This is a genomic window from Mesorhizobium sp. M7A.F.Ca.CA.004.04.2.1 (assembly GCF_004022825.1).
In the GTDB taxonomy this organism is placed as follows: Bacteria; Pseudomonadota; Alphaproteobacteria; order Rhizobiales; family Rhizobiaceae; genus Mesorhizobium.
The window spans coordinates 1-1,558 of sequence record NZ_RZPH01001228.1; the positions used below are offsets into that span (position 1 = coordinate 1).

3 protein-coding genes and 1 pseudogene are annotated in these 1,558 nt (G+C 63.1%); 2 read left to right on the plus strand and 2 right to left on the minus strand.

The annotated features are described in order from the left end of the window. The first annotated feature begins 85 nt into the window (after positions 1-85). Positions 86-292, plus strand: coding sequence for a SlyX family protein (locus tag EN893_RS33295; protein ID WP_206517192.1), 207 nt, complete (start codon positions 86-88; stop codon positions 290-292). 22 nt (positions 293-314) lie between these two features. After that, complete coding sequence (locus EN893_RS33300; RefSeq protein WP_127266920.1) at positions 315-722, plus strand: hypothetical protein; 408 nt, start codon at positions 315-317, stop codon at positions 720-722. Here EN893_RS33300 and EN893_RS33305 read toward each other — a convergent pair. Beyond that, on the minus strand, positions 717-1,178 hold the full coding sequence (locus tag EN893_RS33305; protein ID WP_127266919.1) for a GNAT family N-acetyltransferase: 462 nt from the start codon (positions 1,176-1,178) through the stop codon (positions 717-719). The two genes, EN893_RS33300 and EN893_RS33305, sit on opposite strands and share 6 nt — an antisense overlap. Positions 1,179-1,293: 115 nt before the next feature. Continuing rightward, positions 1,294-1,558: pseudogene (locus EN893_RS33310) on the minus strand (BMP family ABC transporter substrate-binding protein); the annotation flags it as partial.

Here is a 1,558-nt window from a genome sequence, read left to right on the forward strand (position 1 = left end):
CGCTAGTATGACGGCGCCGAAATTCGCATCACGGCGCAAGACATCGCGGTGAACGACATCGCGGTGAGACTGGGGAATTCACATGATCACGCCCGCCGACCGGCTGACGACGCTGGAAATACGCGCCGCCGAGCAGGAGAAGATCATCGAGGAACTGTCCGGCCAGATCGCCGAGCAGTGGAAAGTGATCGAGCGCATGCAGCGCAAGCTGGACGCGCTGACGGATCGCTTCCTGGCGCTGGAGGAGCAGACAGGAGATGAAGTGCCGGTAACCAAGCCACCGCACTGGTGAGGAAAAAGGGAAGGTGCACGCCTTGGTCAGTGAAAGCGATCGCATCGCGCGGGCCGGCGAATATGTGCTCGGTCTTATGAACGACAAAGACCGCGAACGGGCCGAACGTGACCTGGAGGTCGATCCCGCCTTCCGCGACGCGGTCGCGCGACTTGCCGAGCAGATGTATTTCTTCGACCGTTACGGAAAACGCGACCTGCTGCCTGGCAGGCATTGGGAACTGGTTACCCAACGCCTAGCCGAGTTACCTCAGATGCGCAGCGTCGAGCTCGGCGGCAATGAGGTCAAACCGCGCACGGTGATCCGAAGCCTGTCCCGGCCACCATACGGCATTGGCGTGCACGCGCTTGGCGGCCGGCGCGGAGTTGTCGTTGCCGCCGGGCTGATGGTGGCGTTCGCGCTGGGCTGTCTCGTCGCGAAGCTGCTATAGGCGAGGGCGGCGCGACATCAGCGCCATCTTCTCGCCGTCCGAGCCGCTTATCTCAACGGTATTCCAGCCGAGAGCCGCGTAGAAATCACGCGCATCCCATGTGTAGAGATGGAGCATCTCGACGCCCCGTGACGCCGCATGGGCTTCCGTTGCCTTGACCAGCGCGGTGGCGATGCCTCGGCGTCGATACCTTGCATCGACGACCAACCCGGCCAGCCATGGCGTCAGATCATGTACGGGCTCCAGCTCGTGGCGGACCAGCAGGCATGTCCCGACCGGGGTGTCGCCGATCCGGGCAACGAATGCCGCCTCGAAGCCGTCACCGGCGATCAAGCCACGAAGCCCTGCCGCATCTTCCCCGAGCGTCCTTCCGGTTCCCTCGAAAAACGTGGCCAGGCGCAGCTGGGCTACCGCTGCTACGTCGTGCTCGCCGATGGGTGCGATCTTTGGCTGCATCTGTATCCCGAAACGGTGGCCGGCACGGAGCGAACGTTTCGCTCGATCCGGTAAAGACAAAACCGCCGGGCTGGCGCCCGGCGGTTTGCAGATCATGTCTGTGTGTTCGTGCCGCTCAATAGGGGCAAGCGTTGTCAGCCGTATAGTCGTGCACTTCGGTCTTGCCGGCAATGATGTCGGCCTTGGCCTTTTCGACGGCCGCCTTCATCTCGTCCGTCACCAGCGCCTTGTTGTTGTCGTCCATGGCGTAGTCGACGCCGCCTTCCTTGAGGCCCAGATTCTCGACTCCGCCCTTGAAGGTGCCGTTCTTGCCGTCCATGAAGGCGGTGTAGACGGCGACGTCGACGCGCTTCAGCATCGAGGTCAGCACCTTGCCCGGC